The sequence below is a fragment of the Streptomyces sp. NBC_01003 genome (assembly GCF_045162695.1).
Classification (GTDB): domain Bacteria; phylum Actinomycetota; class Actinomycetes; order Streptomycetales; family Streptomycetaceae; genus Streptomyces.
In genome coordinates, this window is record NZ_CP108707.1 from 8571146 (window position 1) to 8582682 (window position 11537).

The window sequence follows — 11537 nt, forward strand, 5'->3', positions numbered from 1 at the left end:
TGGCCGGATCCGGGGTCGGTGCCCCCAACTCCAGCTGAAACAGGGAGAGTTACTGTGCGTGCAGTCATTCAGAAGTCCTTCGGTGGTCCCGAGGTTCTCGAGGTCGTCGAGACCGAACGGCCGAAGCCGCTCTCCGGTGAGGTCCTCGTCAAGGTGCACGCCGCCGCGGTCAACCCGGTGGACGTGGCCGTCAGGTCCGGCGCCTTCCCGCTGCTGGGCGAGCCCCCGTTCGGCGTCGGCTGGGACATCTCCGGCGTCGTCGAGGAGGCCGCTCCCGGTAGCAGGTTCGCCGTGGGCGACGAGGTCTACGGGATGCCGTTCTTCCCCCGCGCCGCCACCGGTTACGCCGAGTACGTCGCGGCCCCGTCCCGCCAGCTGGCCCGTAAGCCCGCGTCGGTCGACCACGTGCACGCCGCCGCCATCCCCCTCGCCGCGCTCACCGCGTGGCAGGGCCTCGTGCAGGCCGCCGGAGTGAAGGAGGGCGACCGGGTCCTGATCCAGCGGGCGGCAGGCGGTGTCGGCCACTTCGCCGTGCAGATCGCCAAGGCGCGGGGCGCCCATGTGACCGCCATAGCCAGCGCGGCCCGGCACGACTTCCTCCGCGGACTCGGCGCCGACGAGTTCATCGACTACCGGACCGCCGAATTCACCGACGTCGTCAAGGACGCCGACATCGTCCTCGACTCGCTGGCCCAGGGTGATCGGTCCCTCGGCGCGCTGCGTCCCGGCGGCGTGCTCATCAGCATTCTGGAGCACGGCGACCCGGAGCTCGCCGCGCGCGTGGAGGCGGCCGGGCGGCGCTTCGCCGGCATCTCGGTCGAGCCCGACTACGCCGCGCTCGAGGCCATCGCCGAACTCGTCGACGCGGGAGCGGTCCGTCCGCACGTCGAGGAGACGTTCCCGCTGGACGAGGCGGGCAAGGCCCACGAACTGGTCGCCTCGGGACATGTACAGGGCAAGATTGTCCTGACGGTCTGACCGGGACGGGCCGCACCAGGGAGGGCGAGGCCGGATGGACATCCTGACCGAGGCGCTGGCCTCGATGCGCACGGGACGCCCGGCGTCCGTCCGCACCAACGGCCGCGCTCCCTGGGGCCTGCGGCTGCCCCCGGTCGCCGGCGCCGGATTCCACGTGGTGCTCTACGGGACCTGCTGGCTGGTCCCGCTGGAGGACACGGCCCCGCATTTGAAGCCGATCCCGCTCAGCCCCGGCGATGTCGTCTTCCTGCGCGACGGGCGGGGCCACATTCTCGCCGACCACCCCTCCAGCCAGGCCGAGGAGCCCAGGGCCGAGCACTTCCGGGAGGGGTCACCGATCGGCTCGGTGACGCTCGGCGGGGACGGCCCCGAGACCAGCCTGCTGTGCGGCAACTACCACCTGGACCAGGGCCGCCCGCACCCGTTGGTACGCCAGTTGCCCGAGGTGGTCCACCTGCCGACGCGGCACGGCCGCCACCCGGAACTGAGCGCCACCGTCCAGCTCCTCGGCTCCGAGCTGGAGAATCCGCGGATCGGCTCGGACGGCATCGTGCCCACCCTGATCGACTCGCTGCTCCTCTACATCCTGCGCGCCTGGCTGGACGATCAGCCGGCCTCGGCCGCGCAGGGCTGGGCCGCGGCGCTCGGGGACTCGGCTGTCGCGCCCGCGCTTGCGGCGATTCACGACGACCCGTCGACCCAGTGGACCGTCGAGGGGCTGGCCGAGCGGGCGGGTCTGTCCCGCGCCGCGTTCGCCAGGCGGTTCGCCGCGCTGGTGGGGGAGCCGCCCATGGCGTATCTGACCCGCTGGCGCATGACGACGGCGGCCCGGCTGCTACGGGAGTCCGACGCGCCCCTGACGGCGGTCGCCGCGCGGACCGGATATGGCTCTGAGTTCGCCTTCGCCAAGGCGTTCAAGCGGGAGTACGGGCTCGCCCCGGGCGGTTACCGGCGGCAGGCGAGGGTGGCGTAGGCGGGGCCTGGTTTTCGGATATCAGTTCGGTTGGGGGTGCGTTTTCGGGTTGACGGGACCATTCTGGAGGTATGTCCGAAGGTGCGCCCGTGACCGTGCACCCGCCCCTGCCTGACGGCGGCCGGCGGGTGACGATTCGCGGCAAGGACGTGGGGACCGCCTACAACCTGCTCGACGTCCTGGAATTCCTGGGCGCCGCGGGCCTTCCCGAGGCGGACACGACCGTCGACGACCCGGAACTGATCGACTGGCATGGTGCGGGGCCCGAGAACTGGGGCCCGGACGGGCCGGAGAAGGCTTCGTGACTGCTCACCCGTCCGGCGTTCGAGCGAGCCGGTCAGGGTGTTCACGTAAGCCGGTCAGGACTTTTGCGCGAGCCGGTCGAGCAGGTCGTGCCATCCCGCCTCCACGCGGTCCAGCGGCATGCCCCGCTCGACGGTCAGATGGTGGACGAGCGCGGTGTCCGCGGCGGCCAGCAGCGTGTGCGCGAGGAGATCGGTGTCGCCCTCCAAGCCCGCCTGGCGCAGCAGCAGCATGACGTGCGTGTGGCGCAGCCGGTTCGCCGGGACCGCGTAGTTGCGCAGGGGGTCGGTGCGCGCGGCGAGGATCAGCTCGTGGTGGTCCCGCTCGTGGCGGATGAGGGCGGGTCCGAAGGCGTGCAGGCGCTCCAGGGCGGGCGCGTCCGGGCCCAGCGGCGGCGGGCCCGACAGGAACGCCGCCTGAAGCTGCTGCTCCCGGTGGTCCAGGAGGGCGATGAGCAGCCCGGTGCGGTCGCCGAAGCGCCGGAAGACCGTCCCCTTGCCGACTCCGGCCGCTGTCGCCACCGCCTCCATGGTCAGGTTCGCCGCCCCGCACCCGGACAGCAGGCGCGACGCGGCCTCCAGCAGGCGTGTGCGGTTGCGCGCCGCGTCCGCGCGCAGCGCCGGCCGCTCGTCGGCCGGTGTCAGGGCGAGGTCGGTCGGTCCGCCCGGGGCGCCGGGCGTCGTGACGAGAGGGGGGATCGGGCCGGTCATGGCTTCAGAGTAGCGCCGGGAAGCGGCAAGTGGACCGTAGTCCGTATAGGTGGTACAACTTTAAACGGACCTCGGTCCGGTTGGATCCCGCACGAGATCCATACGCCCATATCTGGAGTTCCGCCATGTCTGTTCGCATCCTTGCCCTCGTCGGGAGCCTCCGCGCCGGTTCCCACAACCGTCAGCTCGCCGAGGCCGCCGCCAAGCACGCGCCCGCCGGCGTCGACATCCAGCTCTTCGACGGCCTCGCCGACGTGCCCTTCTACAACGAGGACATCGACGTCGAGGGAAGCGTCCCCGCCGGTGCCGCGCACCTGCGCGAGGTGGCCGGTCGGACCGACGCCTTCCTCCTCTTCTCGCCCGAGTACAACGGCACCATGCCCGCCGTCCTGAAGAACGCCATCGACTGGCTGTCCCGCCCGTACGGCGCCGGCGCGATCTCCGGCAAGCCCGTCGCCGTCGTCGGCACCGCGTTCGGCCAGTACGGCGGCGTGTGGGCGCAGGACGACGCGCGCAAGGCCGCGGGCATCGCCGGTGCCGCGGTCCTGGAGGACGTGAAGCTGTCCATCCCCGGCTCCGTCACCCGCTTCGCCGAGACCCACCCCGCCGACGACTCCGAGGTCGCGACCGCGCTGACCGAGGTCGTCGGCCGCCTGAGCGAGCAGGCCACCCCCGCCGCTGCCTGAGGCTCCCGGCACAAGTGCGGCCGGAGGTCGGGGACGAAGCTGTCCCCGGCCTCCGGCCGCACCCCTTTACGGGGAACCCGTGCGGGGGGCGAACCGGGGCGGGCCACGAACGGCTGATCCGTGGCGGCCCCGGAGCGCGCTCGTCAATCCCCTCTGCCTACGATGCAGCGGTGACCACCCGCCCAGGACAGCCCACGCGACCGCAGTTGACGCTGCGGCTCCTCGGGCTGCTCGTCGGTGCCGTGCTCCTCGGCCTGCTCGGCATGCACGGCCTGGGACCCGTACCGGCAGGGGCGCACGGCGAGATGCACCCGGCGTCCGCGCCCGTGACGGGTGCGGGTGGCGCCGCTGACGCGGTTGACCATGCCGGGCCCGAGCGGCAAGGCGTCAAGGCTTCTGCTCCCGACATGTGCGACCACGGAGAGGGTGGCTGCGAAGGGCACATGGCGCACGCCGACTCGGTCTGCGCCTCCGCCTCCGTCGCAGGCCCCCCGGCAGTCGCCCCCGCGCTGCTCCCCGACGTGATCACTTGCCCCGCCCGCCCCGAGGCCCGCACTTCCTCGGCCGGCAGTGGCCCCGACGGCGGCCGTGCCCCGCCGTCACTCTCCGAACTCCAACTCCTGCGGATCTAGAACGGCCCGCGCGGTACCGCATGCCCCAACGGGCGGCGCCGCGCTCGCGCGAGCCCTTCACCGAGATCAGCATCAGGAGTTCCGCATGACCACACACCGCACGTTCGTCCGCCGCGCCCTTGTCGCCGCCACCACAGGGGCGGCCGCCCTGGTCCTCGCCGCATGCGGCAGCGACAGGCCGGCCGGGGGACACGACATGGGCGCGAAGGAGTCCGCTTCCCGTCCGGCCGCGTCGACCCAGGCCGACGGCCACAGCAACGCGGACAGCCGCAACAGCGCCGACGTCTCCTTCGCCAAGGAGATGATCCAGCACCACCGGCAGGCCGTGGAGATGGCCGGACTGGCCGAGGGGCGCGCCGCGTCGAAGGACGTGAAGAGCCTCGCCGCCAGGATCAAGGGGGCCCAGGACCCCGAGATCGAGGAGATGTCCGGCTGGCTCACCGCATGGGGTGAGGAAGTCCCCGCCGAAATGTCGGGCATGGGCCACGACATGTCCTCGTCCATGCCCGGCATGATGAGCGCCGGTGACATGGACGAGCTCAAGAAGGCGTCCGGCGACGACTTCGACAAGAAGTTCCTCGCGATGATGGTCAAGCACCACGAGGGCGCCGTCGCGATGGGCAGGACCGAGAAGTCCGACGGCAAGTACGGCCCCGCGACGCGCCTCGCCGCGGACGTGGTGACCGCGCAGACCGCCGAGATCGGGCAGATGAACAAGGTGCTCGGCAAGAGCTGAAGAAGCCTGCGCGGGCGCGCCGTGCACCCCGTCGGCCACACGCCGGCGGGGTGCACGCCCACGCTGCTCCCCGCCGGACCCGTGACGTCACGCGCGATCGGGGGCATGGTGGGAGACCCTCACCGCAACGGTCGCCCGGCACCCGCGCCGGCCGTGAACCGGGGCCCGGCACGGCCTGATCGTGCCACCCCGGGGCACTTGTCCGGTTCGGGGACCGGCGCCGGTGTGTGCGAGGCTCGACGCCAAGGGCCTTCGTACGTCGGCCGGATGGAGGTGTGATGTCCACGCAGAGCCATCGTTTGATGATCACCGAGCTGGCGAGCTGCGACGGCTGCGCGGTGCTGCGGGTCAGCGGCGAACTCGACCAGAGCGCCGAGGGACTCTTCCTGGGCACGCTCGGCGCCTGCGTCGACGCGGGTCACCCGTACCTCGTCCTCGACGTCACCGCGCTCTCCTTCTGTGACTCACGCGGTCTCTACTGCCTGCTGGCCATGCGATGGCTCCTGGACCGCCGCGGCGGCAAGCTCCTCCTCGCGGGGGCGGGGCGCCGGCTGACCGAACTGCTCACCCAGACAGGCAGTGTCGATCTCCTCCCCGCCCAACGGTCCGTCGGCCAGGCCCTGTTGTCGCTGCCTCCCACGCACCGGCCGGTCTGGCCACCCGTAACGAGCCCCGACGCGCTGGACGACGGGCCGCCCAGACCCCCGCGGCCCCGGCCGCCCACGCCCTGACCGGGCCGTCGGCGCGAGGTCGCGCGCGACTCGCCCGCCTCAGGCGGCTCCCGGCGCACCGGCGCGCAGGCCGTCCATGACGAGGTCGAGCAGCCGCCCGGCGCGCGACTGCCAGTCGCCGTGCGGGTCGATCTGCCAGAGCCCGGCGATGGCGAGTGCGAAGTCCTCCGGTGTCACCCCGGGGCGGATCGTGCCCGCCTCCTCGTTCGCCGTGAGCAGGAGCGACATGGCCGATGTCACCGGGCCGTGCCCGAGGGCGGCGAGGCTGCCGCGCGTAGTGGCCTGGCGCAGCGCGTCCGCCAGACCGGCCTTCGCCATGGCGTACTGGGCCAGGCGGTCCATCCATGCGCGCAGGGCCTCGTCGGGCGCGCGGGTGGCGAGCAGGTGGGACGCGGTGTCGGCGACCTGCTGCATCTCGTAGCGGTAGACCTCGAGCACGAGGGACTCGCGGTTGGGGAAGTTGCGGTAGAACGTGCCCTGGCCGACGCATGCCTTCTTCGCGATCGCGCTCAGCGGGGCGTCCGCCGACCGTGTCAGCTCGGTCAGCGCCACTTCCAGGATGCGGTCGCGATTGCGTTGCGCGTCCGAGCGGAGCGGCGCTTCCTTCTTCGGCTGCACCCGTCCCCCTTCCGGGAATCGCGAATCCGTACGGCAGTGCCAAGAACCGGTATGCCCTTGCTAAGCGGACAGTCGTCCGTTAGCGTCGGCGTAGTGGACAGTTGTCCGCTTGGCTCCACCATAGCGGCAGACCCGGCTCGAGTGGAGGGCCGGTGACCACCGCAAGCGGCTTTTCGGCCGCCGAGCGCGCGACAGGCGCGAAACCCCGAAGTTCTCCCTCCACGTACAGCTCTCGCACCCATGAGCGAAAGAAGGCTGATCATGGCCCCATCGACGTCCAGCGTCATCACGCTGAACATCAATGGCGAGAAGTACACGCTGCCCGTCGACCACCGCACCACCCTGCTCGACGCACTGCGCGAGCGCCTCGATCTGCCGGGCACGAAGAAGGGCTGCGACCAGGGCCAGTGCGGCGCCTGCACCGTCCTCCTCGACGGCCGCCGCGCCGTCTCCTGCCTGCAGCTCGCGGTGGCGGCCGAGGGGCGTGAGATCACCACCATCGAGGGCGTGGCCGACGCCGACGGACTGCATCCGGTGCAGCAGGCGTTCCTCGATCTCGACGGGTACCAGTGCGGTTACTGCACTCCTGGCCAGATCTGTTCGGCCCTCGCGGTCATCGAGGAGCACGCGGCGGGCTGGCCGAGCGCCGTGACCGCCGACGTACGGCCGGAGGCGGGCGTTCCGGAGCTGACCGCCGACGAGATCCGGGAGCGGATGAGCGGCAACCTGTGCCGCTGCGGCGCCTACGTGTCGATCGTCAACGCCGTCGCCCGCGCCGCAGGAACGGAGGCCGTCGCATGAAGGAGTTCGGATACGAGCGCGTCTTCGACGTGCCCGCCGCGGTCGCCCTGCTCGACGCCGACCCCGACGCGCGCTGTCTGGGCGGCGGCACCAACCTCGTCGACCTGATGAAGATCGGCGTCGAGAGGCCCGCCAACCTCGTCGACGTCCGCGAACTGCCGCTGGGCGAGATCGAGTTGACGCCGGAAGGCGGCCTGCGCATCGGTGCGACGGTCACCAACAGCGACCTCGCCGCCCATCCCGAAGTGCGGCGCCGCTACCCGATGCTGGCGCAGGCCGTCCTCGCCGGTGCCTCGGGTCAGCTGCGCAACATGGCCACCGTCGGCGGCAATCTGCTCCAGCGCACGCGCTGCGGCTACTTCACCGACCTGGCCAAACCCTGCAACAAGCGCACGCCGGGCAGCGGTTGCCCCGCCATCGAGGGCGAGCACCACAACGCGGCGATCCTCGGCGCCTCCGCGCAGTGCGTGGCCGTCCACCCCTCGGACATGGGAGTGGCGCTCGCCGCGCTCGACGCAGTCGTCTCGTACGAGACGGTCGACGGCCCGGGCGAGTTGGCGCTGGCGGAGTTCTATTCGCCCGTGGGGGAGACCCCGCACGTGGAGACCGCTCTGCCGCCCGGCGCGCTGATCACCGCCGTCATCCTGCCCCCGACGCCCGTCGCCGCCCTGTCCCGCTACCGCAAGGTCCGCGAGCGCGCGTCCTACGCGTTCGCGATCGGCTCCGTCGCGGCGGCGCTCGACGTCCGGGACGGAACGGTCCACGAAGTGCGCCTCGCCTTCGGGGCGGTCGCGTCCCGGCCCTGGCGCGCTCACGAGGCCGAACGCGCCCTGACCGGCGGCCCCGCGACCGCCGAGGCCTTCGTCGCCGCCGCGGAAGCCGAACTCGCGGCCGCCGAGACGCTGCCCCACAATGGATACAAGGTGACGCTGATGCGCAATCTCGTCGTGGCCGTGCTGACCGAGCTCGCCGAGGAGGCCGCCCGATGACCACGACGACCACGGCAGCCCCGGTGACGGGCACCGTCGGCGCCTCGTACACCCGGGTGGAGGGGCTGGAGAAGGTCACCGGGGCAGCCCGGTACGCGGGGGATGTCCCCGCCGCCGAACTCGCCCACGGCTGGCTGGTGTTGTCCACCGTCGCCCGCGGCCGCATCCGCTCGATCGAGTCGGACCCCGTCCGCGGGATGCCCGGGGTGCTGGCCGTGCTGCACCACGGCAACGCGCCGCGCGTCGACGGGAACTACGTCGGCATGCTGGGGCGGCCCGACCCGATCGTCGAGGTCTTCCAGCACGACCGGGTGCCGTTCGTGGGCTGGCCGGTGGCGCTGGTCGTCGCTGAGACCACCGAGCAGGCCAGGGAGGCCGCCGAGGCGCTGGTGGTGCGGTACGACGAGGAGCCGCACGACGTCGCGTTCTCCGCCGGACACGCCGGCATCTACACACCGGACGGCGACGGCATGCTGGCGGAGAAGGGCGACCTCGCGGCCGAACTCGCCGCGTCCGTCCATGTCGTGGACGCGGAGTACACCACCCCGGAAGAGCACCACAGCTCGATGGAACCGCACGCGGCGATGGCGCGCTGGGACGGCGGACGCCTCGAAGTCGTCGACTCGAACCAGGGCAGCATGTGGGTGGCGCAGGAGCTGGCGAAACTGTTCTCGCTCGACCCGGCCTCGGTGCGGGTGCGGTCCGAGCACATCGGCGGTGCCTTCGGGTCCAAGGGTGTGCGCGTGCACCAGATCCTCGCCGTGATGGCGGCGACCGTACTCGACCGCCCGGTCAGGGTCGTCATGACCCGACGTCAGATGTTCTCGCTCGTCGGCTACCGCAGCCCCACGGCCCAGCGCGTCAGGCTCGGCGCCGACGCCGACGGGCGGTTGCGTGCTCTCGACCACCAGGCGCACAGCCTCACGTCGACGGTCCACGAATTCGTCGAGGCCAGCGCCGGGTTCGGGCGTCCGATGTACGCCGCCGACGCTCACCGCAGCGTCAACCGGGTGGTGCGCCTGGACGTGCCGACGCCGACCTTCATGCGCGCCCCCGGTGAGGCTCCGGGCTCGTTCGCCCTGGAGTCCGCGCTCGACGAACTCGCCGAACGGTGCGGCATGGACCCGATCGCGCTGCGTGCCCGCAACGAGCCGGACGTGGGCCCGGTCTCCGGGCTGCCGTTCGGCTCCCGCAACCTGCTGGCCTGCTTCGACGAGGGGGCCCGCAGGTTCGGCTGGGCGGACCGGGACCCACGTCCCGGCGTGCGGCGCGAAGGGCGCTGGCTGCTCGGCACCGGCACGGCGGCGGCCACCTTCCCGGTGATCGTGGCACCGTCCACGGCGGCCGTGACCGCTGAGGCCGACGGTACCTTCACGGTGCGGATCGGCGCGTCGGACGTGGGCACGGGGGCGCGGACCGCGCTGACCCTGCTCGCCGCGGAGGCCCTCGATGTGGCCGGCGAGCGCGTCCATGTGCGCATCGGCGACAGCGACTTCGGCCCGGCGGCGATCTCGGGCGGCTCGATGGGCACCCGCTCCTGGGGCTGGGCCGTCACGACCGCCGCGCGAGACCTGCGGGAGCAGTTGGCCCTGGGCGGCGACATTCCGCCGCAGGGCATCACCGTGCGATCCGACACCAGCGCCGCCGTCGGCTCCCTCTCCCAGAAGGAACGGCACTCCTTCGGCGCCCAGTTCGCCGAGGTCGCCGTCGACGTCACCACCGGCGAGGTACGCGTACGGCGGATGCTCGGCGTTTTCGCGGCCGGCAGGATCGTCAACCCGCTGACCGCGCGCAGCCAGTTCATCGGCGGGATGATCTGGGGACTGTCCATGGCACTGCACGAAGAGGCGATCAGGGACCAGGCCACGGGCGGTCACGTCGGCGCCGACCTCGCGGGCTACCACTTCGCCGCCAACGCCGACGTACCCCTGATCGAGGCGGACTGGGTCGACGATCCCGACGCGGACGACCCCGTCGGGATCAAGGGCATCGGCGAGATCGGCATCGTGGGCGCGGCGGCCGCCGTCGCCAACGCGGTCTGGCACGCGACCGGCGTCCGCCACCGGCACCTGCCGATCCGGCCCGACCGCGTACTGTCGGCCGGGGCCCCTGCCGCAGGTGACGGCGATGCTTGACATCGCTGGCGAGCTGAACCGGTGGGCCGGGCAGGGCCGGGACTTCGCCGTCGCCACCGTCGTCTCGGTGGGCGGCAGCGCACCCCGCCAGCCCGGCGCCGCCCTCGCCGTCGACAGCGAGGGCACCGTCATCGGCTCGGTCTCCGGCGGCTGCGTCGAAGCGGCGGTCTACGACCTGTGTGTGCAGGTGCTCCAGGACGGCGGGTCCGTCCTGGAGCGGTTCGGCTACAGCGACGAGGACGCCTTCGCCGTGGGGCTCACCTGCGGTGGGGTCATCGAGGTCCTCGTCACGCCGGTGCGCGCCGACGCGCTGGACAGGGCCGTGTTCGCGGCGGCGCTCGCGGCCGCCGCCCGGGGCGAGACGGCCGCGCTCGCCCGGGTGGTCCGCGGACCGGACGAACTGCGGGGCGGAGCGCTGCTCGTGGGGGCGGACGGCTCGTACGAGGGAGGGCTCGGCGGAGGCTCCGGCCTCGAGCGGACCGTGGCGGCCGAGGCGCGGGCCCTGCTCGCGGCGGGCCGCACCGGTACGTTCGACCTCTCGGCCGGCGGCTCCCACTGCGACGCCGACCTGACGCTGTTCGTCGAGTCGAGCGTGCCGCCGCCCCGGATGATCGTGTTCGGCGCTGTCGACTTCGCGGCGGCGCTGGTCCGTGCGGGCAAGTTCCTCGGCTATCACGTGACGCTGTGCGACGCCCGCCCCGTCTTCGCCACGCGGGCCCGCTTTCCCGAGGCGGACGACATCGTGGTCGACTGGCCGCACCGCTACCTGCGGCGCACCACAACCGACGAACGCACGGTCCTGTGCGTGCTCACCCACGACGTGAAGTTCGACATCCCGCTCCTGGAGATCGCGCTACGGCTGCCCGTCGCGTTCGTCGGAGCGATGGGCTCACGCCGCACCCACGAGGACCGCGACCGCCGCCTTCGCGAAGTCGGCCTGAGCGACGAGGAGTTGTCGCGCCTGCACTCGCCCATCGGTCTGGACCTCGGCGCCCGCACACCCGAGGAGACGGCCCTGTCCATCGCCGCGGAAATCATCGCGTCGAGGCAGGGCGGCACGGGCGCACCCCTGACCACCTCGCGCACACCGATCCATCATGACGGCGAGGCGGGGGAGCGGCGCCTGTTGGCGACGGGGGAGAGGTGACCCTCGGCGGCCGGAGGGCCCCGGCTCGGCTTCGTCGGCGAAGGGCAGGAGTGCGTACTCGGTAGGCGCGGGCGCCCCCGCGAGCGCGTCGCGCACCC

At 72.5% G+C, this 11537-nt stretch carries 13 protein-coding genes; 11 read left to right on the forward strand and 2 right to left on the reverse strand.

The window, feature by feature from the left end:
* Positions 1-54: 54 nt before the first annotated feature.
* From OG698_RS39155 to OG698_RS39165, 3 genes are all read left to right on the forward strand, one after another.
* Complete coding sequence (locus tag OG698_RS39155; RefSeq protein ID WP_406108776.1) at positions 55-978, forward strand: NADP-dependent oxidoreductase; 924 nt, start codon at positions 55-57, stop codon at positions 976-978.
* Positions 979-1012: 34 nt separating this feature from the next.
* A complete protein-coding gene (locus OG698_RS39160) occupies positions 1013-1951 on the forward strand; it encodes an AraC family transcriptional regulator (protein WP_406108777.1) in 939 nt (312 codons plus the stop codon).
* A gap of 89 nt (positions 1952-2040) precedes the next feature.
* Positions 2041-2256: a hypothetical protein gene (locus OG698_RS39165; protein ID WP_399975298.1), complete on the forward strand. Its 216-nt coding sequence runs from the start codon at positions 2041-2043 to the stop codon at positions 2254-2256.
* Positions 2257-2310: 54 nt separating this feature from the next.
* On the opposite strand, the gene OG698_RS39170 is transcribed toward OG698_RS39165, so the two are convergent.
* Positions 2311-2964, reverse strand: a complete 654-nt coding sequence (locus tag OG698_RS39170; RefSeq protein WP_406108779.1) for a TetR/AcrR family transcriptional regulator — start codon at positions 2962-2964, stop codon at positions 2311-2313.
* A 125-nt stretch (positions 2965-3089) separates the two neighbouring features.
* On the opposite strand from OG698_RS39170, the gene OG698_RS39175 reads away from it, so the two are divergent.
* The 4 genes from OG698_RS39175 (at position 3090) to OG698_RS39190 (ending at position 5749) form a co-directional block, all read left to right on the forward strand.
* A complete protein-coding gene (locus OG698_RS39175; protein WP_406108781.1) occupies positions 3090-3650 on the forward strand; it encodes an NAD(P)H-dependent oxidoreductase in 561 nt (186 codons plus the stop codon).
* Between the two features lie 170 nt (positions 3651-3820).
* Entirely contained in the window at positions 3821-4282 is a 462-nt protein-coding gene (locus OG698_RS39180; protein WP_406108782.1) for a DUF6153 family protein, read from the forward strand.
* Positions 4283-4367: 85 nt separating this feature from the next.
* The gene (locus OG698_RS39185; RefSeq protein ID WP_406108783.1) at positions 4368-5018 is read left to right on the forward strand and encodes a DUF305 domain-containing protein; all 651 of its coding nucleotides are present in this window, start codon (positions 4368-4370) and stop codon (positions 5016-5018) included.
* Positions 5019-5296: 278 nt separating this feature from the next.
* Positions 5297-5749, forward strand: a complete 453-nt coding sequence (locus OG698_RS39190) for an STAS domain-containing protein (RefSeq protein ID WP_384251675.1) — start codon at positions 5297-5299, stop codon at positions 5747-5749.
* A 39-nt stretch (positions 5750-5788) separates the two neighbouring features.
* Here the strand turns inward: OG698_RS39190 and OG698_RS39195 are convergent, their stop codons facing one another.
* Positions 5789-6367 (reverse strand): TetR/AcrR family transcriptional regulator, encoded by a 579-nt coding sequence (locus OG698_RS39195; RefSeq protein WP_399975286.1) that lies wholly within the window; start codon positions 6365-6367, stop codon positions 5789-5791.
* A 261-nt stretch (positions 6368-6628) separates the two neighbouring features.
* On the opposite strand from OG698_RS39195, the gene OG698_RS39200 reads away from it, so the two are divergent.
* The 4 genes from OG698_RS39200 to OG698_RS39215 are packed head-to-tail and all read left to right on the forward strand — an operon-like array spanning position 6629 to position 11439.
* Positions 6629-7168 carry a (2Fe-2S)-binding protein gene (locus OG698_RS39200; RefSeq protein WP_399975284.1) on the forward strand — a complete coding sequence of 180 codons (540 nt, stop codon included), beginning with the start codon at positions 6629-6631 and terminating at the stop codon, positions 7166-7168.
* The gene (locus tag OG698_RS39205; RefSeq protein ID WP_406108785.1) at positions 7165-8157 is read left to right on the forward strand and encodes an FAD binding domain-containing protein; all 993 of its coding nucleotides are present in this window, start codon (positions 7165-7167) and stop codon (positions 8155-8157) included. The genes OG698_RS39200 and OG698_RS39205 overlap by 4 nt, the downstream gene beginning before the upstream one ends.
* On the forward strand, positions 8154-10292 hold the full coding sequence (locus OG698_RS39210; protein WP_406108786.1) for a xanthine dehydrogenase family protein molybdopterin-binding subunit: 2139 nt from the start codon (positions 8154-8156) through the stop codon (positions 10290-10292). Before OG698_RS39205 ends, OG698_RS39210 begins: the two co-directional genes overlap by 4 nt.
* Complete coding sequence (locus OG698_RS39215) at positions 10285-11439, forward strand: XdhC family protein (RefSeq protein WP_406108788.1); 1155 nt, start codon at positions 10285-10287, stop codon at positions 11437-11439. Before OG698_RS39210 ends, OG698_RS39215 begins: the two co-directional genes overlap by 8 nt.
* Positions 11440-11537: the final 98 nt, after the last annotated feature.